This window comes from Streptomyces sp. NPDC052109 (genome assembly GCF_040680195.1).
In the GTDB taxonomy this organism is placed as follows: Bacteria; Actinomycetota; Actinomycetes; order Streptomycetales; family Streptomycetaceae; genus Streptomyces.
In genome coordinates this window covers 136,209-155,773 of the sequence record NZ_JBFAWF010000018.1, presented here as the reverse complement: position 1 = coordinate 155,773, position 19,565 = coordinate 136,209, and the positions used below count along the sequence as shown (strand labels likewise).

Below are 19,565 nucleotides of genomic sequence, written 5' to 3'. Positions count from 1 at the left end.
TGCCGTCGTACGCGGTCGGCGGGCCCGCTCGTGTGGCCGTCTTGTTTTGTACCGTCTCGTCAGATCATGCCGGACGCTCGCCCTCCTCGCCTGCCCCGCCCGGCACTTCCTGAAGCCCGTGGCGTGCCGCGGCTGCCCGCTCGGCGGCGATCCGCCGGTGCTCGGCGGCCTTGCGCTCGTGGATCTCGGCCATGCGCAGGTGATAGGCCGGGTCGTCCTGCTCGTACACGTCCGGGATGCCGTCTCGGTCGTCGTCCCGGTCCTCCTCCTCGCACAGTCTGCGGTAGGTGGCGTTGCGTATCTTCAGCAGCACCGTCGCGGAGAGCGCCGCGATCAGCGATCCGCTGAGCACGGACGCCTTGACCTCGTCGGTGAGGACGGCGTCGCCGGCGAAGGCGAGTTCGCCGATGAGCAGGGAGACGGTGAAGCCGATGCCGGCGAGGCAGGCCACCGCGAAGACGTCGGCCCAGGCGAGGTCCTCGCTGAGCGAGGCACGGGTGAAGCGGGCGGCAAGCCAGGTGCCGCCGAAGATGCCGATCGTCTTGCCGAGGACGAGGCCCAGCACCACACCGAGCGTCTCCGGCTTGGTGAACACATCCCCGAGCGCCCCGCCGGAGACCGCCACGCCGGCGCTGAACAGGGCGAACATCGGTACGGCGAGCCCTGCGGACAAGGGCCGTACCAGGTGCTCGATGTGCTCGCCCGGCGAGTGCTGTTCGCCCTCCCGGGTGGTGCAGCGCAGCATCAGGCCCATCGCCACGCCGGCGATGGTGGCGTGGACGCCGCTGTTGTACATCAGCGCCCAGATCACGACGGCGAGCGGCACGTACACGTACCAGCCGCGTACGCCCTTGCGCAGCAGCAGCCAGAACACCACCAGTGCGGCGGCGGCTCCGCCCAGCGCGGCGAAGTTCAGCCGGTCGGTGAAGAAGATCGCGATGATCAGGATCGCGAAAAGGTCGTCGACGACCGCGAGGGTCAGCAGGAAGGCGCGCAGCGAGCCGGGCAGGGAGGTGCCGATGACCGCGAGGACGGCGAGTGCGAAGGCGATGTCGGTGGCGGTGGGCACCGCCCAGCCCTGAGTGGAACCGTGCCCGGTGAGGGTGGTGAGGGTGTAGACGAGCGCCGGTACGGCCATGCCGCACAGCGCGGCCACCACGGGCAGTACGGCCGCCCTCGGGTCGCGCAGGTCTCCGGCGACCAGCTCCCGCTTGAGCTCGATGCCGGCGACGAAGAAGAACACCGCGAGAAGACCGTCGGCGGCCCAGTGGGCGACGGAGAGGTTCAGGCCGAGCGCGGCGGGGCCGACGTGGAAGTGGCTGACGGTCTCGTAGCTGTGGTGGAGGGCGGGGACGTTCGCCCAGATCAGCGCCGCCACCGCGGCGAGGAGCAGCAGGACGCCGCCGACGGTCTCCGTCCGCAGCGCGTCCGCGACGAAGGCGCGCTCGGGCAGGGAGAGCCGGCCGAGTGCCTTGCGGGCTGCTTTCCGGGTGCGGGGCGCGGCCACGGGGGACCTCCGGGGGATAGGCGGGACGGCTCGCTTTGCCGACCAGACTTCCCGGCACACCCTTGTCGCGTCCTTGACGCTTTACTTACCTTACCTAAGGTTGCCTGGTCCTCAAAGGGCGCGGTCCGGGACCGGTGGTCCTCACGCTAGACGCAGAAGGGGCACCCGGCCCGTTGGCCAGGTGCCCCTGCGGAGCGGTGCCGCTCAGTCCTCGCTGGGGGCCGCCGGCAGCTTGGTCTGGATGAGGTCCATGACCGTGCTGTCCGTCAGCGTGGTGACGTCACCGAGCTGGCGGTTCTCGGCGACGTCGCGCAGCAGGCGGCGCATGATCTTGCCGGAGCGGGTCTTGGGCAGCTCGGCCACCGGCAGGATCCGCTTGGGCTTGGCGATCGGGCCGAGCGTGGCGCCCACGTGGTCGCGCAGCTCGCCGACGAGCGCCTCGGTCTCCGCGGCCGTACCGCGCAGGATGACGAACGCGACGATCGCCTGACCGGTGGTCTCGTCGGCGGCACCGACGACGGCCGCCTCGGCGACGGACGGGTGGGAGACGAGCGCCGACTCCACCTCGGTGGTGGAGATGTTGTGCCCGGACACGAGCATCACGTCGTCCACCCGGCCCAGCAGCCAGATGTCGCCGTCGTCGTCCTTCTTCGCGCCGTCACCGGCGAAGTACTTGCCCTCGAACCGGGACCAGTAGGTGTCGATGAACCGCTGGTCGTCGCCCCAGATGGTGCGCAGCATCGAGGGCCACGGCTCGGTCAGCACCAGATAGCCACCGCCGCCGTTGGGCACCTCGTTCGCCTCGTCGTCGACGACGGTCGCGCTGATGCCGGGCAGCGGGGTCTGCGCGGAGCCGGGCTTGGCGGCCGTGACGCCGGGCAGCGGTGAGATCATCATCGCGCCGGTCTCGGTCTGCCACCAGGTGTCCACGACGGGCGTCCTGTCCGCGCCGATGTGCTTGCGGTACCAGATCCACGCCTCGGGGTTGATGGGCTCGCCCACCGAGCCGAGGACGCGCAGTGAGGACAGGTCGAACTTGGCGGGGATGTCGTCGCCCCACTTCATGAACGTCCGGATCGCCGTCGGCGCGGTGTAGAGGATCGTGACCTTGTACTTCTGCACGATCTCCCAGAACCGGCCCTGGTGCGGGGTGTCCGGCGTGCCCTCGTACATGACCTGGGTGGCGCCGTTGGCCAGCGGGCCGTACACGATGTACGAGTGCCCGGTGACCCAGCCGACGTCGGCCGTGCACCAGTACACGTCCGTCTCCGGCTTGAGGTCGAAGACCGCCCAGTGGGTGTATGCCGCCTGGGTGAGGTAGCCGCCGGAGGTGTGCAGGATGCCCTTCGGCTTACCGGTCGTGCCGGAGGTGTAGAGGATGAACAGCGGGTGCTCCGCCCCGAACGCCTCCGGGGTGTGCTCGGCGGACTGCCGGCCCACCAGTTCGTGCCACCACACGTCCCGCTCGCCGTCGAACGCCACGTCCTGACCGGTACGGCGCACCACCAGCACGTGCTCGACGCCCGCCGCCTTCTGCACCGCCTCGTCCACGGCCGGCTTCAGCGCGGACGGCTTGCCGCGCCGGTAACCGCCGTCGGCGGTGATGACCACCTTCGCGTCCGCGTCCTGGATACGGGTCGCCAGGGCGTCCGCCGAGAAGCCGCCGAAGACCACCGAGTGCGCGGCGCCGATCCGGGCCGAGGCCAGCATCGCGATCGCGGTCTCCGGGATCATCGGCATGTAGATGGCGACCCGGTCGCCCTTGCGGACACCCAGTTCCAGAAGGGCGTTGGCCGCCTTGGAGACCTCGTCCTTCAGCTCGGCATAGGTGATCGAGCGGCTGTCGCCGGGCTCACCCTCGAAGTGGATGGCGACACGGTCCCCGTGTCCGGCCTCCACGTGCCGGTCCACGCAGTTGTACGCGACGTTCAGTTCGCCGTCCTTGAACCACTTCGCGAACGGCGGGTTCGACCAGTCCAGCGTCTCGTTCGGTTCCTTGGCCCAGGTCAGGCGGCGGGCCTGCTCGGCCCAGAAGCCGAGCCTGTCAGCCTTGGCCTCTGCGTACGCCTCCGCGGTGACGTTGGCGTGCTCGGCCAGGTCGGCGGGCGGCGCGAACCTGCGTTCTTCCTTGAGCAGGTTGGCCAGGCTCTCGTTGCTCACGACATCTCCCTTTCCAAGGGTGTCCGTTGTGTCCCAGGCCACAGCTCATCAGACGCGGGGGTCCGATGACAAGGGTGGTCGGCAAAATTGGTGTAGACCTGTCCATGCCTGGGTCTTCACACCGCTGCGCCCTCCTCTCCTGCGCCGACACCTTCCGAGACGCCCTCGAACACGTCGTCTCCCGCATCCGCCGCCAGCAGATAAGCCTGTGCCTCGCCCACGTCGAAGTACATGCCGTGCAGTTCCAACTCGCTCCTGGCCAGCGCCCGGGCCACCGGGGTGTGCGCACGCAGGTGCTCCAGCTGCTGGACCACATTGGTCAGGCACAGCTGCTCCACCGCGTCCACCGGGGACCGGCCGGCGAGCCGGGGCCGGCCGCGGCGGTCCTCGGCCAGCCGCGCCAGACTCGGCAGCCCGTGCCGGAGCCAGCGCCGCAGCGGGGTGCCCCCAACCGCGTCGCCCGTGCTCAGCAGCGCCTGCATGGCCCCGCACCCCGAGTGCCCGCACACGGTGATGGAGCGCACCCCGAGCACCTCCACGGCGTACTCGACGGCGGCCGCCACCGAGTCGTCACCGGCCTCCTCGCCCGGCGCCGGCACCAGGTTGCCGACGTTGCGGACGACGAACAGGTCGCCGGGACCACTGGCGGTGATCATCGACGTCACGAGCCGGGAGTCGGCACAGGTCAGGAAGAGCTGCGCGGGGCGCTGGCCCTCCCGGGCCAGCCGTGCCAGCTCATCCCGCACCAGCGGCGCGGTGTTGCGCTGGAAGGAGCCGATCCCACGGGCCAGCTCCCGCCCGGCCTGCCGCCCGGCCGGTGCGGCCACGGCCTCGGGGATGCAGGACCTGTGGTCGCGCCAGGGTGTCCAGGGCCGGCACCGGCACCCGGCCGACGGGGTCGGCCCGGCGGTCCGGATTCCGCCGCGCCGGCCCGACAGCTCGGCCGTGCCACCGCGGGCGGTGTGGGTGCTGTGCCAGTCCCGCAGTGACTCGTACGCCGCCTGGTCCATGAACGATCCGTCCAACTCCACGACGGCGTGCGCGCCTTGGGGTACGAGATGCAAGGTCTGGCTGAGCCGCGGCACCGCCAGGAACGTCAACTGGCCTCGAATGCGTACGTGATGGACTCCTTCCTTCTCTTCGTGGGTGACACGGGTGCGGGCGAGGCGCTGCAGGGCGACGGCGACCGCGACGGCGACACCGAGGAGCACGCCCTGGAGGACGCCGAGGAGCACCACGCCGAGTGTGGTCGCGGCGTAGACCAGCACTTCGCGGTGGCGCGTCACCGTGCGGATGTGGTGCAGGGACACCATCTGGATGCCGACAGCCATCACCAGGGCGGCGAGGGAGGCGAGCGGGATCTCCTCGAGGACCGGGACCATCAGCAGCGCGGCGACTACTACGAGAACGCCGTGCAGCATCGTGGAGTTCCGGCTCAGCGCACCGGATTTCACGTTCGCGGTACTGCGCACGGCCACCCCGGCGACCGGCAGTCCGCCGAGCGCCCCGGAGACGATGTTGGCGGCGCCCTGGCCCAGCAGCTCCCGGTCCAGGTCGGAGCGGCCGACGCGGGGGACCGGGCCGGGGCGGGCGGCGACCAGCTTGTCCACGGCCACCGCCCCGAGCAGCGACTGCACGCTGCACACCAGGGTGGTGGTGAGCACGGCGGCGGCGAGCCCGAGTGCCGGGCCCTCGGGCAGCCCGGCCAAGGCGTGGCTGCGCCAGGACGGCAGGTCGACCCGGGGCAGCACCAGATCGGTGAGCGCCGCCGTGGCGGTGGCCCCGGCCACGGCGACAAGGGCGGCCGGCACTCCGCGCAGCAGCCGGCCGGCGCGGCCGGGCAGACGGGGCCAGGCCAGCAGCAGGGCGAGCGTCAGCGTGCTCGTCCAGACGGCGGCCGGCTGCAGGTGGGCCAACTGCTCCGGCAGCGCACGCAGGTTGGCGAGGACGGAGCTGTCCGGGCTGCCGCCGAGGACGATGTGCACCTGGGCGACGGCGATGGTGATGCCGATCCCGGCGAGCATGCCGTGCACCACGGCCGGACTGACCGCGAGCGCGCCGCGCGCCACCCGCAGACAGCCGAGACCGAGTTGGGCGAGTCCGGCGAGAACGGTGATGCCGCAGGTCGCCCGCCAGCCGTAGCGGTGGATCAGGTCGGCGGTGACCACGGTGAGCCCGGCGGCGGGCCCGCTGACCTGGAGCGGGCAGCCGCCGAGCCGGCCGGCGACGACTCCGCCCACGGCGGCGGCGACCAGACCGGCCTGGAGTGGAGCGCCGGTGGCCAGGGCGATTCCCAGGGACAGGGGCAGGGCGATCAGGAAGACGGCGACGGACGCGGACAGGTCGGCGCCCGCGGGCCGGAAGCGGCGCCTTCGGTCCGGCGGCGCGCCGTGCGGCGGGGGCGGGTGCTGGGTGTGCGGGGGTGCGCAGGCTGACATGGTCCCGTCTCCTCCGGGTGGGCACGGTCGGACTGGGCGGGATGGCTCAACACCAGTAAAGGAAACGTAATGAAGCGTAAAGACAATGCATAGCGTTCTAGGGCAAATGCCCCACCACATCGCTCAGATGAGGGAACTAACCGTTTGATCGGCTTGTCGTACTAATTCCTTCTCGGTCCCGTGCGACCTTGGCGGCGCTGTCGGTGCAAGCCCGGCAGATCACCACAGAAAGGCCCTCGCCAGCGTTTGCCTGAGAGAAGGAAGAAGGTGGGCGGAACATGGCCGCCACCCAGAGGATCGCCGTCGGCGTCATGGTCGCCGCGGCCTGTGCCTCGTCGCTCGCCGGTTGCGCGACCGGCTCCCACGGTTCGAAGGAAGCGGTGCCCGCCCCGAAGAAGGGTGCCCCGGCGCCAGGCAGTGTGTTCCGGCTGATCGGCGACGGATCCACCGCGTACACCGGCGCGCAGCCGCATCTGCCCAGACCCGAGCGGCTCCAGCCCGGTCAGAAGCCGCCGCAGTTCGTGGTCTTCTCCTGGGACGGCGCGGGCGAGGACAAGCAGAAGCTGTTCTCGCACTTCCGTGAGGTCGCCAAGGCGAACCACGCGACGATGACGTACTTCCTCAGCGGTGTGTACACGCTGCCGGAGGAGAAGCGCGACCTGTACAAGCCGCCGCAGCACGCGCCCGGCAGTTCCGACATCGGCTTCAACGACGAGAAGGGGATCGCCGCCACCGTCAAGCAGGCGCGGCTGGCCTGGCTGGAGGGCAACGAGATCGGCACCCACTTCAACGGCCATTTCTGCGGGCCCAACGGCGGGGTCGGCACCTGGTCGGTGGACGAGTGGAAGAGCGAGATCACCCAGGCCAAGCAGTTCGTGAAGACCTGGAAGACCAACAGCGGAATGAAGGACGCGGCTCCGCTGCCCTTCGACTACGAGAAGGAGCTGATCGGCGCCCGCACCCCCTGTCTCGAAGGCCAGAAGAACTTCATCAAGGCCGCCGGCCAGTTGGGCTTCCGCTACGACTCCAGCGGGGTCGACAACCAGGTCTGGCCCAAGAAGAAGGAGGGGCTGTGGGATCTGTCGATGCAGCTGGTGCCCTTCCCCGGGCACACCTATGAACAGCTGACCATGGACTACAACTTCATGGTCAACCAGTCCGGGACGCAGACCCAGGGCGACCCGGACAAGTTCGACTACTGGGGCGACCAGATGCGTGACGGTCTGATCAAGGGCTTCTACCGGGCCTACGACGGCAACCGTGCCCCGCTGATCATCGGCAACCACTTCGAGTCCTGGAACGGCGGCACCTACATGCGCGCCGTCGAGGAAACGGTGAAGGAGGTGTGCAACAAGCCCGACGTGCGCTGCGTGTCCTTCCACCAACTCGTCGACTGGCTGGACGCCCAGGACCCGAAGGTCCTGGCGAAGCTGCGCACCCTGGAGGTGGGTGAGGCCCCCAGGCAGGGCTGGGCGTCCTTCCTCTCCGGCCGCCCGGCCCCGGCGCCCAAGGGAGTCCCCGGGGCGCCGGCGGTCAAGCAGTAGGTGTCAGACGGGAGTTGTCACGCCCGCGCCGACGCCTTCGCCGAGCACAAAGGCGGGGTCGACCTGCGCAGCCAGGTCGGCCCCGGTGCGCTCGTTGCCCCACGCCTCGGCGTTCTTCAGGTGGAAGTGCACCATCTGGCGGGTGTAGCGCTCCCAGTCCCGCAGCTCGTACGTGGCATCCGCGGTGGCCCGCAGGGTGTGCAGGGCGCGGGCGTTGGCCTCCTCCAGGAGATCGAACCGGGGCGGCCGGCCTTTCTCCATGGCGCGCACCCAGTCCGAGCGCCCGACCGTGACGAGCAGGTCGTCCCCGACCTCCGCGCGCAGGAAGTCGATGTCGTCCTGTTCCTGGATCTTGTTGCCGACGACCTTCAGGGCGACGCCGAAGTCGCGGGCGTACTCCTTGTACTGGCGATAGACGGAGACCCCCTTCCGGGTCGGCTCTGCGACGAGGAACGTCATGTCGAAGCGGGTGAACATGCCGGAGGCGAAGGAGTCCGAACCCGCCGTCATGTCGACCACGACGTACTCGTCGGGGCCGTCGACGAGGTGGTTCAGGAACAGCTCCACCGCTCCCGTCTTGGAGTGGTAGCAGGCGACCCCCAGGTCGGCGTCCGTGAAGGGGCCGGTGACCATCAAACGGACGGCGCCACCGTCGAGTTCCACCGGTCGCGCGCAGGCGTCGTAGACCGGATTGGGTTCCCGTACCCGGACCAGCCGCGAGCCCTCGCCGGGCGGGGTCGTCTTGATCATCGTGGCGGCGGACCGGATGCGCGGATTGGTGCCGCGCAGATAGTCCTTGATCAGCGGCAGCCGTTCGCCCATGGCGGGCAGTGCGGCGGCCTCCGTCTCGTCGAGGCCGAGGGCGGGCCCGAGGTGCTGGTTGATGTCCGCGTCGATGGCGACCACCGGGGCGCCGGCGGCCGCGAGGTGGCGGATGAAGAGGGAGGAGAGCGTGGTCTTGCCGCTGCCGCCCTTCCCGACGAAAGCAATTTTCATGTTCACCAAGAGTAGTCAATCAGTAGCTCTATGTGTCAGGTGGAAGTGAAGAAGACCACTCCTTCGAGGGGTCGGCCGAGGGGGTGCGTAGTGTCGTACTCATGAGTACGACAGGCGCGAACGCCGACCCGCTCGCGGCCCTGGGCTCGCTGCCCGGTGTGGCCGACTCCGTGGAGTCCGTGCGCAAGGCCGTGGACCGGGTCTACGGGCACCGGATCATGCGGCGCCGCAGCACCGAGATCACCTCCGAGGCGGCCCTGCGCGGTGCCCGCGGCTCCGCGGCGCTGTCCGGCGCCGACTGGGCCCTGGAGGAGGTGCGGCGGCGCACCGACTTCGGCGGCGACGCCGAGGCGCGGGTCGTGGGGGCGGCCCTCAGGCTGTCCGCGGAGGCGGGCCAGTTGCTGTCCATCTGGCGGCAGTCGCCCCTGCGGGTGCTGGCCCGGCTGCACCTGGTGGCGGCGGCGGGCACGGGCGACGAGGTCGGCAGGCCGCGCCAGGACGGCGAGACGGTGGAGGAGCCGCTGGTCGAGCTGCCGCTGCCGGACGCCCAGGAGGTCTCCGGCCGGCTGGAGGGACTCGCGGACCTGATCATCGCCGGATCGTCCGCGCCCGCGCTGGTCACGGCCGCCGTGGTGCACGGCGAGCTGCTCGCGCTGCGGCCCTTCGTGTCGCACAACGGCCTCGTCGCGCGCACGGCGGAGCGGATCGTGCTGATCGGCAGCGGCCTGGACCCGAAGGCGATCTGCCCGGCCGAGGTCGGCCATGCCGAACTGGGCCGCGCCTCCTATCTGGCGGCGCTGGACGGATACGCCTCCGGCACTCCCGAGGGCATGGCGGCCTGGATCGCCCACTGCGGCGGGGCGGTCGAGCTGGGTGCGCGCGAGTCGACGGCCGTGTGCGAGGCGCTGCAGCGCGGCGCGGCCTGAGCGGACTCCGGGGGAGGAACCGTCCCGGACATGGGTTGCGGCGGTACGAGTGTTCGTACCGCCGCTGGCATGTTCACCGAGTTACCAAGCGTCCTCGATATGTGCCCATCAGGTCGGGGACTTTGCCCGTCACCTGGTGCGGCTGGCCCGTAATCGACGGGTCGACGTCGCGTGGGTGCCCGGTGTCCATACGTGGTCCGTGGGGCCAACTGCGTAGTGGTTGGTGATCCTCTCGGATGTCCCTTGGTCTCGCGGGCCTAAAGCCTTTGTACCGCGAGGCCGAGGGAAGCGAAAGCCCAGCCTGTACTTCTTTACTTTCAGGCTCAAACTCGGATGAAACGGGCGCACGGGTGGTGCTGGCGTGTCCGGCGGTGCTCGGGCGTCAGCGGTGCTGTCGCGTCAGGCGGTGCTCCCGCGTCAGGCGGTGCTCCGGCGTCGGCTGGCGTACCAGACGAGTCCGGCGGTGGTGGCCGCCGCGCCTATGGCCGCCGCCGCGACCAGGGCGGGCCGCGGCGGGACGGAGAAGGTGGGCAGCCGCTTCTTCAGCCGGACCGGCCGGCGGAACTCCAGAACCGGCCATCCCCGCGCGAGCGCCTCGCGGCGCAGCGCGCGGTCCGGGTTCACCGCGTGCGGGTGCCCGACCGCCCGGAGCATCGGCAGGTCGGTCGCCGAGTCGCTGTAGGCGTAGCAGCGGTCCAGGTCGTAGCCCTCGGAGGCGGCCACGTCCCGGATCGCCTCGGCCTTGGTCGGGCCGTAGGCGTAGTACTCCACCTCCCCGGTGAAGCAGCCGTCTTCGCCGACGACCATGCGCGTGGCCACCACCCGGTCCGCGCCGAGCAGTTCGCCGACGGGCTCGACCACCTCGGCGCCCGAGGTCGACACGATCACCACGTCCCGCCCGGCCGCGTGATGCTCCTCGATGAGGGAGGCGGCCTCGTCGTAGATGATCGGGTCGATGAGGTCGTGCAGCGTTTCGGCGACGATCTCCCGCACCTGCTGTACGTTCCAGCCGCGGCACAGGTCGGACAGATACTCGCGCATGCGCTCCATCTGGTCGTGATCCAGGCCGCCGACCAGGAAGACGAACTGGGCATATGCGGTGCGCAGCGCGGCCCTGCGGTTGATCAGCCCACCTTGGTAGAAGGACTTGCTGAAGGTGAGCGTGCTCGACTTCGCAATGACCGTCTTGTCCAGATCAAAGAAGGCTGCGGCGCGGGGCAAGGAGTGGTTTTCCACGCCCCCGAGCATAGGCGCCCACCATTCGGCGTAAGGTGGGGCGCGTGGGTTTGCCTGAGAGGGCTCTCGGGTACACCATGGAAGTCACGGATCGTTCGCGACCGTGCTAACCCGGCCCGACTCCTCCCCCCCGAGTCGGCCGTGGGGACGACCCCCGCTCTCCCCCCCGGCGGGGGTCGTCGCATGTCCGGGTGGGTTTTCCCCTCTCTCTCCGCTCTTCACACGACCGTGCGGCCGAGGTCGCGACGCCACGGCCGCCGCTGTGGTGCGCCCGTGATCCGTTACTCGGTGTAATCGTCGCGCTGCTCTGTGGAAGTCGCACAGGGATCGGTGCAGAGGTCACCGGTATGGGTGACGGCGATATTCACAGCCCCCGAGTTGTCCACAGTTTTCCACCAAGATCCACATGATTTCGCGGATCGCTGCACCGTGATTCCAGCGCGCTCCGACCGTGGCGAGTTCATGGCCGGTTCCGATTGCCGGAGCGCGTATGGCCGGTTTCCGTCGGCCGCTCATATGGGTGGCCGCTTGCCGGTTCTTCACATCTTTGGGAATCGCGGGGCCGAAGAGGCCGCGCGGCCCACGCAGCGAAGGGGGAACACCCGTGACCGGAACCGTCACCCACGACCCGCCGCCCGGCACCTCCGACCGGCCGGGCCGGCCGCTCATCGTCACCGAGGACGCCGAGCTCCTGGACGACCTGCTGCGTCTGTGCGCGGCCGCGGGCGCCACACCCGAGGTCCACCACGGCGTACCGGAACACGGCGACGGCTGGGAGACGGCCCCGCTGGTGCTGGTCGGCGACGACGCCGCCCGCCGGGTCGGCGGGGCCACGCGCCGGCGCGGAGTGGTGCTGGTCGGCCGCGACCAGGACGACCCGGGCGTGTGGAAACGCGCCGTGGAGATCGGCGCCGACCATGTCCTGATGCTTCCCGACGGCGAGCAGTGGCTGGTCGACCGTATCGCCGACGTCGCCGAAGGAGTCGGCCGCCCGGCCCTCACCGTCGGCGTGATCGGCGGCCGCGGCGGGGCCGGCGCCTCCACGCTCGCGTGCGCGCTCGCCGTCACCTCCGCGCGCGAGGGAGTGCGCACCCTTCTCGTGGACGCCGATCCGCTCGGCGGCGGACTGGACGTACTCCTCGGCGGCGAGAGCGCCGACGGCCTGCGCTGGCCCGCCTTCGCCGCCTCCCGCGGGCGCGTCGGCGGCGGCGCCCTGGAGGAGTCGCTGCCCGAACTGCACTCCCTTCGGGTGCTGAGCTGGGACCGCGGCGCCTGCGTCGCCATTCCGCCGCAGGCGGTACGGGCGGTGCTCGCCGCGGCCCGTCGGCGTGGCGGCACGGTCGTGGTGGATCTGCCCCGCCGGCTCGACGACGGCGTCGCCGAAGCCCTCGCCCAGCTCGACCTGGCCCTGCTCGTCGTCCCCGCCGAACTGCGCGCGGTCGCGGCTGCGGGGCGGGTCGCCTCCGCCGTCGGCATGGTCGTGCGCGACCTGCGCGTGGCGGTACGCGGGCCGTACGCGCCGGGCCTGGACGACCAGGAGGTGGCCCGCCTGCTCGGCCTGCCGCTGGCCGGTGAGGTGCCGGTCGAGACGCCGCTGCTGCGCCCACAGGGCGGCGCCGAACCCCCCGGCGCGCGTGGACGCGGCCCGCTGGCCCACTTCTGTGCGAACTTCTGGGAGCGGGCGCTGGTCGAGGCCGGAGGCACCCGATGAGCCTCCCGGGACTCGACCGCGCGGACGGCGCGGCCCTGCTCGACGGCGTCCGCCGCCGGCTCGCCGAGAGCGGCGCCGATCCCACCCCCGCGCGCGTGGCCCAGGCCCTGCGCGAACAGGGCCGGGTGCTCGGCGACGCCGAAGTCCTCGGCGCGGCCCGGCAACTGCGCTCCGAACTGGTCGGCACGGGCCCGTTGGAACCGCTGCTGGCCGACCCGCACGTCACCGACGTCCTCGTCTCCGCCCCGGACCGGGTGTGGGTGGACCGCGGCGGCGGGCTGGAGCTGACCCCGGTGACCTTCCCCGACGCGGCAGCCGTACGACGCCTCGCGCAGCGGCTTGCCGCCGTGGCCGGACGCCGGCTGGACGACGCCCGGCCGTGGGCGGACGCCCGGCTGCCCGACGGCACCCGATTGCACGCGGTGCTGCCCCCGGTGGCCGTCGGCTGCACCTGCCTGGCCCTGCGCGTCGTACGGCCCCGGGCGTTCACGCTGGAGGAGCTGGTCGAGGCCGGCACGGTGCCGCCCGGCGGCGAGCGGATCCTGCGGGCGCTGCTGACGGCCCGGCTGTCCTTCCTCGTCAGCGGCGGCACCGGAAGCGGCAAGACGACCCTGCTCAGCGCCCTGCTGGGCCTGGTCGGGGAGGGTGAGCGGATCGTGCTCGCCGAGGACTCGGCCGAGCTGCGGCCGGACCACCCGCACGTCGTCCGGCTGGAGACCCGGCCCGCCAACCAGGAGGGCGCCGGCCTGGTCACCTTGGAGGACCTCGTCCGGCAGGCCCTGCGGATGCGGCCGGACCGGCTGGTCGTCGGCGAGGTCCGCGGACCCGAGGTCGTGCATCTGCTCGCGGCTCTCAACACCGGCCATGAGGGCGGCTGTTGCACGGTCCACGCCAACGCCGCCGGAGACGTCCCGGCTCGCCTGGAGGCCCTGGCCACGGCCGCCGGGCTCGACCGTGCCGCACTGCACAGCCAGTTGGCGGCCGCGCTCTCCGTGGTCCTGCACCTCGTACGGGACCGGTCCGGGCGGCGCCGGATCGCGGAGGTGCACGTCCTGGAGCGGGACGCCACGGGGCTGGTGCGGACGGTGCCCGCCCTGCGCTGGAGCGAGCGGGCCTTCCGGCGGGAGCGGGGCTGGCAGCGGCTTGCGCTGCTCCTGGACGCCGGAGCGGACTCGGAGAGGGGTGCGGAAGGTGCACGGTGAGACCTCCACGGGCGCCGCGCTGATCTGCTTCACCGCGCTGGTGTGGCTGCTGGGCGGGCGGCACTACGGCATGCGGCGGGCGCGGTTGCTGCTCGCGGGCGGCGCGGTGGTGACGACCGGCCCGTCCTCCTGGGACCAGACACTCGCGGAACTGCGGCGGCTACGGGCCCGGTGGGGTGCCGAATGGTGGGCGCTCGCGGTTGGCGTGCTGCTCGGGCTGCTGGGGACCTCGGTGATTCCGGTCGTCGCGGGGGCGGCCGGGGTGCCGGTGCTGCGCCGGGTACGGCTGGCCCGGCAGGCCCGGCTCTTCCGGGAACGGCGGGCGGATGCGGTGATCGCCCTCTGCGGCGCCCTCGCCGGGGAGGTGCGGGCCGGACGGCAGCCGGGCGAGGCGCTGCTGCGGGCTGCACGGGACTCCGGCGGGCTCGGCGAGGCACAGGCGGCCGTGGTCGCGGCGGCGCGGTTCGGCGGAGACGTGCCCGGCGCACTCGCCGCCGCGGCCCGGCAGCCGGGCGCCGAGGGCCTGCTCGGGCTGGCCGCGTGCTGGCGGGTGGCCGTGGACCAGGGCGCCGGACTCGCGGCCGGCCTGGACCGGCTGGACGCGGCCCTGCGCGCAGAGCGGGACCAACGCGCCGATCTCCGCGCCCAGCTGGCGGGTGCCCGGGCGACCACCGTGCTGCTTGCCGTACTGCCCGCCCTCGGCCTCCTGCTGGGCTCGGCCATGGGCGCGAAACCCCTCCATGTGCTGCTCCACACCGGTGCCGGCCTCGGTTGCCTGGCGGCCGGGTCGGTGTTCGAAGCGGCGGGGATGTGGTGGGCGGTGCGGATCGTGCGGGGAGCGGGGGTGGTGTGAGCGGGGAGACGGGGCGGGGCGCGGGGCCGTGAGCGGTCCAAGGGGCTGATCGGGGCGGTGTCCGTGATGCGGTGCGGGGTTCAGGACGTAGGGGGAGAGCGGCGGTATGAGCGGGGAAGTTGTCCACAGGCTGGGGATGGTCGGGGTCGTGGTTCTGGCCCTCGGCTGGGCGGTCCGGCGGTTGCATCTGGTCCGGCGGCGGCGTCGGGCGCGGCGCCGGGTGGCGGAGTTGCTGGGCCTGGAAGTGTCGGTGTCCAGGCCGGGGTTCACCTCGGCCGACGTGGCGCGGCGGTGGCTGCCGCCGGCCGGGGCGGCGTGCGGCGCGTGGGTGCTGCTCGGTGGTGTGACCGGGGCCGTGCTGGGGCTGGGGGCCGGGGTCGTGCTCTGGCGGTGGCGCGGCCGGCAGTCGGCGGCCGGCGGAGCGGAGCCGGTGGACACCTCGGCGGTCGCACGCCAACTCCCGCTCGCCGCCGACCTGCTGGCCGCGTGCGTCGCGGCCGGCGCCGGCCCCGTGATCGCCGCGCAGGCCGTGGGCGAGGCGCTCGGCGGACCGGTCGGGCAGGCGCTGGCGCGGGGCGCGGCGGAGGTGCGGCTCGGCGGAGAACCGGCGGACGCCTGGCGGCTGCTGACCGGGCTGCCCGGCGCCGGAGCCCTGGCACGACTGCTGGAGCGGGCCGACGAGTCCGGGCTTCCGGCGGCCCGTCCGGCCGCCCGCCTCGCCTCCGACGCACGCGCGCAGTGGGCCCGCACCGCTACGGCCCGGGCCCGGCGGGCGGCCGTGCTGATCTCCGCGCCGGTGGGCCTGTGCTTTCTGCCCGCCTTCATCGCGGTCGGGGTGCTGCCCGTCGTGATCGGACTCGCGGGCGGGATGAGGGGAGGCAGGTGAGGCGTACGAGAACGGGCGGGACCACATAGCCGCGAAGAACCACAAAAACCCAGAGACCTACGGGGGTTGAAATGAACAGCAGGATCAACGACGCGGTGCTTCGGCTGCGGGGGATGGGCCGCAGGGACGCCGGAATGGTGACGTCCGAATACGCGATGGGCATCATCGCGGCCGTCGGGTTCGCGTTGCTGCTCTACGAGGTCGTCACCAGCGGCCAGGTCCGTGCGGAGCTGCAGGACATCGTGAAGAAGGCCCTCAGTGCGCGGATGTGAGCGAGGGGCGGACCGGGGGTTCGTGACCGCGGAGGCGGCCGTGGTGCTGTGCGTACTGGTGGCGTTCACGATGGCGCTGGTCTCGGGGCTGCTCGCGGTGGCCGCACAGATCCAGTGCGTGGACGCCGCCCGCATCGGCGCCCGGGCCGCCGCCCGTCAGGACCCGGAGGGCGCCGTGGTGACCGTGACCCGGGAGGCGGCGCCGCGCGGGGCGCGGGTGACGGTCGCGCGCGAGGGCGACCAGGTCCGGGTGACGGTGGTGGCCAGGCCGCCGGTGCTGAGCGGGCTGCCGTTCGAGGTGCGGGAGGACGCCGTCGCCCCGGCCGAGGAGACGACCGGGGCAGGGGAGGCGGGACCATGAAGGGAGGCTGGAGGCGGGCTCGGCCGCACCGCGACCGGGGATCCGCCACCGTGTGGAGCCTGGGGGCGATCGCCGTGCTCTGTGCCGTCTTCGGCGCCGTCCTCGCGTTAGGGCAGGCCGTCGTGGTGCGGCACCGGGCGGCGGGCGGCGCGGACCTGGCGGCGCTCGCGGCGGCGGCCCACTGGACCGAGGGCGGTGCGGCGGCCTGCGGGCGGGCCGAGCGGGTGGCTGCGACCGAGGGCGTACGGCTGGTGCGGTGCGCCGTCGTCGGCGAGATCTCGGACGTGACGGCCGCCGCGGGGAGAGGACCGTTCGCGGCGGAGGCCAGGGCCAGAGCGGGGCCGGCCGGGCCGGTGCCGGACGCCCTCAGGCGCGGGGCGCCTGCTCCGGAGCCGCCCGCTCCGCCGGCCGTTGAGGCAGTTCCTCCTCCGGCGCCCCCCGCAGCAGCACCGTGAGGAGCCGTACCGCGCCCCTCTTGTGCAGCGGGTCGTTGCCGTTGCCGCACTTGGGGGACTGGATGCAGGACGGGCAGCCGGCCTCGCACTCGCAGGAGGCGATGGCCTCGCGGGTGGCGGTGAGCCAGGCGCGGGCGGTGTGGAAGGCGCGTTCGGCGAAGCCCGCACCGCCCGGGTGGCCGTCGTACACGAAGACCGTCGGCAGCAGGGTGTCCGGGTGCAACGGGACCGACACGCCGCCGATGTCCCAGCGGTCGCAGGTCGCGAAGAGGGGCAGCAGGCCGATGGAGGCGTGTTCGGCGGCGTGCAGGGAGCCGCCGAGGATCTCCGGGGTGATCCGGGCCTCCTCCAGCTGGTCGTCGGTGACCGTCCACCACACCGCGCGGGTGCGCAGCGTACGGGGAGGGAGGTCGAGTTTGGTCTCGCCCAGCACTTCGCCGGTGATCAGGCGTCTGCGGAGGTAGGAGACGACCTGGTTGGTGACCTCGACCGAGCCGTAGCAGAGACGGCCGGCGCCCCAGGGGATCTCGGTGTCGGTCTCCAGGACGGAGATGGAGGTGGTGTCGCGGGCGACCGTGGAGTACGGCGGGTCGGCCTGCTCGACCAGGGCGACGGAGTCCTCCAGGTCGAGGGTGCGCACCAGGTAGGTGCGGCCCTGATGGAGGTGGACCGCGCCCTCGTGGACCGTGGAGTGCGCGGCGCCGGCGTCGACCGTGCCGAGCAGCCGGCCGGTGCCGGTCTCGACGACCTGCACCGGGCGCCCGCCCGCGCCGCGGATGTCGGTCAGGTCGGCGGCCCGCTCCCGGCGCGTCCAGTGCCAGGCCTTCGTCCGCCGCCGGAGCAGTTTCGCGGCCTCCAGCTGCGGCAGCACGTCCGCGCAGGTGGGGCCGAAGAGGTCCAGGTCCTCCTCGGTCAGCGGGATCTCGGCGGCGGCGGCGCACAGGTGCGGGGCGAGGACGTAGGGATTGTCGGGGTCGAGGACCGTCGATTCCACCGGTTGGTCGAACAGGGCCTCGGGATGGTGGACCAGGAACGTGTCCAGCGGGTCGTCGCGGGCCACCAGCACGGCGAGCGCGCCCTGGCCGGAGCGGCCCGCGCGGCCCGCCTGCTGCCACAGGGACGCGCGTGTGCCCGGGTAGCCGGAGATGATCACCGCGTCCAGACCGGAGACGTCCACGCCCAGCTCCAGGGCCGTCGTGGCGGCGAGTCCGAGGAGTTCGCCGGAGTGCAGGGCGCGTTCCAGGGCGCGGCGCTCCTCGGGGAGGTAGCCGCCGCGGTACGCCGCGACTCGCCGGACCAGGGAGCGGTCGACCTCGGCGAGTCTCTCCTGGGCGATCACCGAGATCAGCTCGGCGCCGCGCCGGGACCGTACGAAGGCCACCGAGCGCACGCCCTGCACGGTGAGGTCGGTCAGCAGGTCGGCGGTCTCGGCGGTGGCGGTGCGCCGTACCGGCGCGCCCTTCTCGCCGTGCAGTTCGGTGAGCGGCGGTTCCCAGAGGGCGAAGACGAGCTCGCCGCGCGGGGATGCGTCGTCGGCGACCTCGGTGACCGGCAGGCCGGTCAGCCGGCGGGCGGCGGCGGCGGGCTCGGCGGCGGTCGCCGAGGCCAGCAGGAAGACGGGCGAGGCCCCGTAGCGGGCGCACAGCCGGCGCAGCCGGCGCAGCACCTGGGCGACGTGCGAGCCGAAGACGCCGCGGTAGGTGTGGCACTCGTCGATGACGACGAACTCGAGCGACTTCAGGAAGGAGGCCCAGCGCGGGTGGGACGGGAGTATCCCGCGGTGCAGCATGTCGGGGTTGGTCAGGACGTAGTTGGCGTACTGGCGGATCCACTCCCGCTCCTCGAACGGGGTGTCGCCGTCGTACACGGCCGGGCGCACCGCGGTGCCGAGCGGTTGTGAAAGTTCCTTCACCGACCGGCACTGATCCGCCGCGAGCGCCTTGGTGGGCGCGAGGTACAGGGCGGTGGCACCACGGCCGTTCGGAGCCTCGGAACCATCCAGAAGGGTGGACAGCACGGGCACGAGGTACGCGAGGGACTTGCCGGAGGCGGTGCCGGTGGCGACGACCACCGAGTCGCCGTCCAGGGCGTGCTCGGCGGCGAGCGCCTGGTGCGCCCACGGGTGTTCGATGCCGCACGCCTGGACGGCCGCGATCACCTCGGACCGGATTCGGTCAGGCCAGACGGCATGGCGGCCCGCGCGCGGGGGCAAGTGCTCCGTATGAGTGATGCGCGCAGACCGGCTCGGCCCGGAGGCGAGCCGGTCCAGGACCGTGCCCGGAGACGGGCGCGACGCCGGGTCCGCCGGGGATCTGTCGGATCGGTGATTCTTGGCCATTGGCACCGAGTGTGTCACTGGCGTGACGGACAATGGGGCCAAGGCGTCGTGCACGCCTGCCGGTAAGTGATTGAATGCCATCGCGGCTGGCGAAGTCCCGGGGGCCGCAAGCCCAGGTGTCCCGAGGGGCGACCGCTCGATAGCAAGGTGCTGGAGGATCCGTGGACCTGTCCCTGTCGACCCGTACCGTCGGCGATCGTACGGTCGTCGAGGTCGGTGGCGAAATCGATGTATACACCGCGCCCAAGCTGCGCGAGCAGCTGGTCGAGCTGGTGAACGACGGGAATTTCCACCTCGTCGTCGACATGGAGGGCGTGGACTTCCTCGACTCCACCGGGCTCGGCGTGCTGGTCGGCGGCCTGAAGCGGGTGCGTGCCCACGAGGGCTCGCTGCGCCTGGTCTGCAACCAGGAGCGCATTCTCAAGATCTTCCGCATCACCGGCCTCACCAAGGTGTTCCCGATCCACACCTCGGTCGAGGAAGCGGTGGCGGCCACCGACTGACCCTCGACCGGTCAGCGGCGGCCGGGCTCCAGGAGCCCGGCCGCCGGCCGGTCTCGTCCGTCTCGCTGCGTTCGCGGGCGGCGACGGACCGGTTTCCGTCCCGGGCCCTGAAGCGGCCCGGGGCACAGAAGCACAGCAGGGGGTGGGGGCGCTCGGCGCGGCCCCACCCCCGACCGC

At 72.3% G+C, this 19,565-nt stretch carries 16 protein-coding genes; 10 read left to right on the top strand and 6 right to left on the bottom strand.

What is annotated here, in order from left to right; translation table 11 throughout:
* Positions 1-64 precede the first annotated feature (64 nt).
* The 3 genes from nhaA to AB0L59_RS30390 all read right to left on the bottom strand — a co-directional run bounded on the left by nhaA (position 65) and on the right by AB0L59_RS30390 (position 6,105).
* Positions 65-1,507 (bottom strand): Na+/H+ antiporter NhaA, encoded by a 1,443-nt coding sequence (gene nhaA, locus AB0L59_RS30400; protein WP_365589830.1) that lies wholly within the window; start codon positions 1,505-1,507, stop codon positions 65-67.
* Positions 1,508-1,711: 204 nt separating this feature from the next.
* Positions 1,712-3,667 carry an acetate--CoA ligase gene (acs, locus tag AB0L59_RS30395; RefSeq protein WP_365589829.1) on the bottom strand — a complete coding sequence of 652 codons (1,956 nt, stop codon included), beginning with the start codon at positions 3,665-3,667 and terminating at the stop codon, positions 1,712-1,714.
* 116 nt (positions 3,668-3,783) lie between these two features.
* Positions 3,784-6,105, bottom strand: a complete 2,322-nt coding sequence (locus AB0L59_RS30390) for a SulP family inorganic anion transporter (protein WP_365589828.1) — start codon at positions 6,103-6,105, stop codon at positions 3,784-3,786.
* Positions 6,106-6,383: 278 nt separating this feature from the next.
* Between AB0L59_RS30390 and AB0L59_RS30385 the strand changes: the two genes are divergently transcribed.
* Positions 6,384-7,649, top strand: a complete 1,266-nt coding sequence (locus AB0L59_RS30385) for a hypothetical protein (protein ID WP_365589827.1) — start codon at positions 6,384-6,386, stop codon at positions 7,647-7,649.
* Positions 7,650-7,652: 3 nt separating this feature from the next.
* Here AB0L59_RS30385 and AB0L59_RS30380 read toward each other — a convergent pair whose 3' ends face one another.
* Positions 7,653-8,645, bottom strand: coding sequence for an ATP-binding protein (locus AB0L59_RS30380; protein ID WP_365589826.1), 993 nt, complete (start codon positions 8,643-8,645; stop codon positions 7,653-7,655).
* 101 nt (positions 8,646-8,746) lie between these two features.
* On the opposite strand from AB0L59_RS30380, the gene AB0L59_RS30375 reads away from it, so the two are divergent.
* On the top strand, positions 8,747-9,571 hold the full coding sequence (locus AB0L59_RS30375; protein WP_365589825.1) for a Fic family protein: 825 nt from the start codon (positions 8,747-8,749) through the stop codon (positions 9,569-9,571).
* A 417-nt stretch (positions 9,572-9,988) separates the two neighbouring features.
* Here AB0L59_RS30375 and AB0L59_RS30370 read toward each other — a convergent pair whose 3' ends face one another.
* A complete protein-coding gene (locus AB0L59_RS30370) occupies positions 9,989-10,819 on the bottom strand; it encodes an HAD-IB family hydrolase (RefSeq protein WP_365589824.1) in 831 nt (276 codons plus the stop codon).
* 592 nt (positions 10,820-11,411) lie between these two features.
* On the opposite strand from AB0L59_RS30370, the gene ssd reads away from it, so the two are divergent.
* The 7 genes from ssd (at position 11,412) to AB0L59_RS30335 (ending at position 16,547) form a co-directional block, all read left to right on the top strand.
* Complete coding sequence (gene ssd / locus AB0L59_RS30365) at positions 11,412-12,518, top strand: septum site-determining protein Ssd (protein ID WP_365589823.1); 1,107 nt, start codon at positions 11,412-11,414, stop codon at positions 12,516-12,518.
* A complete protein-coding gene (locus AB0L59_RS30360; RefSeq protein WP_365589821.1) occupies positions 12,515-13,720 on the top strand; it encodes a TadA family conjugal transfer-associated ATPase in 1,206 nt (401 codons plus the stop codon). Before ssd ends, AB0L59_RS30360 begins: the two co-directional genes overlap by 4 nt.
* Positions 13,710-14,573, top strand: coding sequence for a type II secretion system F family protein (locus tag AB0L59_RS30355; protein ID WP_365589819.1), 864 nt, complete (start codon positions 13,710-13,712; stop codon positions 14,571-14,573). The genes AB0L59_RS30360 and AB0L59_RS30355 overlap by 11 nt, the downstream gene beginning before the upstream one ends.
* A gap of 106 nt (positions 14,574-14,679) precedes the next feature.
* Positions 14,680-15,459 (top strand): type II secretion system F family protein, encoded by a 780-nt coding sequence (locus tag AB0L59_RS30350; RefSeq protein WP_365589817.1) that lies wholly within the window; start codon positions 14,680-14,682, stop codon positions 15,457-15,459.
* Between the two features lie 71 nt (positions 15,460-15,530).
* Positions 15,531-15,731 carry a DUF4244 domain-containing protein gene (locus AB0L59_RS30345; RefSeq protein ID WP_365589815.1) on the top strand — a complete coding sequence of 67 codons (201 nt, stop codon included), beginning with the start codon at positions 15,531-15,533 and terminating at the stop codon, positions 15,729-15,731.
* Between the two features lie 22 nt (positions 15,732-15,753).
* Positions 15,754-16,092 carry a TadE family type IV pilus minor pilin gene (locus tag AB0L59_RS30340; protein WP_365589813.1) on the top strand — a complete coding sequence of 113 codons (339 nt, stop codon included), beginning with the start codon at positions 15,754-15,756 and terminating at the stop codon, positions 16,090-16,092.
* Positions 16,089-16,547 carry an Rv3654c family TadE-like protein gene (locus AB0L59_RS30335; protein ID WP_365589811.1) on the top strand — a complete coding sequence of 153 codons (459 nt, stop codon included), beginning with the start codon at positions 16,089-16,091 and terminating at the stop codon, positions 16,545-16,547. Before AB0L59_RS30340 ends, AB0L59_RS30335 begins: the two co-directional genes overlap by 4 nt.
* Here AB0L59_RS30335 and AB0L59_RS30330 read toward each other — a convergent pair.
* Positions 16,459-18,966 carry a DEAD/DEAH box helicase gene (locus AB0L59_RS30330; protein WP_365589809.1) on the bottom strand — a complete coding sequence of 836 codons (2,508 nt, stop codon included), beginning with the start codon at positions 18,964-18,966 and terminating at the stop codon, positions 16,459-16,461. The genes AB0L59_RS30335 and AB0L59_RS30330 overlap by 89 nt on opposite strands.
* Positions 18,967-19,046: 80 nt before the next feature.
* On the opposite strand from AB0L59_RS30330, the gene bldG reads away from it, so the two are divergent.
* Complete coding sequence (gene bldG / locus AB0L59_RS30325; RefSeq protein ID WP_010986038.1) at positions 19,047-19,388, top strand: anti-sigma factor antagonist BldG; 342 nt, start codon at positions 19,047-19,049, stop codon at positions 19,386-19,388.
* Positions 19,389-19,565: the final 177 nt, after the last annotated feature.